The sequence below is a fragment of the Thermobrachium celere DSM 8682 genome (genome assembly GCF_000430995.1).
GTDB classification, from domain to species: Bacteria; Bacillota; Clostridia; order Clostridiales; family Caloramatoraceae; genus Thermobrachium; species Thermobrachium celere.
Window position 1 is genome coordinate 5875 of sequence record NZ_HF951988.1, and the last position, 481, is coordinate 6355.

Genomic DNA, 481 nt, shown 5'->3' on the forward strand with positions numbered 1-481 from the left:
TATTTTTTCTTCTGCTGACATCCTATCTGGCATATGTTAACTTCTTCTATAGTTTTTTGAATGATTAACATTACATAATCTTCAACAGGTATACTAAAATCCTCAGAAATTGGGCCTTTTTCTTCTGCAAGATTTCTTCTGGTCCACCTGTCAACTCTGATAAAATTTATTTAAAAATTTGCAGAACTTATTAAATCATCTAAATTAAACTTATTGTAAGAAGACCTATCAAGTTTCCATCTTTATTTTTTATAAACAAGATAGATGTTCTTGATACTTTACCATCCTTTGTCTTTGAAGGAAACCTTGTAATATAATCTCTATCTATATATAGCTTATCTTCTATAATTTTTTTTAAAGTTTTAGTCAAAGGATCTCCTACTTTTCTTCCACTTAAATTATTATTACATATTGCACAAACCTCATTTTTCCCTTCAGTTAAATCATATAATGCAATTTCACATGTTGAACCATATACTTC

General features: G+C 27.7%; 1 protein-coding gene. It reads right to left on the reverse strand.

Annotated features, from left to right (window positions below):
• Positions 1-199 precede the first annotated feature (199 nt).
• Positions 200-481 (reverse strand): PAS domain-containing protein (locus TCEL_RS00045; RefSeq protein WP_198010611.1); only part of this gene is annotated, 282 nt, incomplete at its 5' end.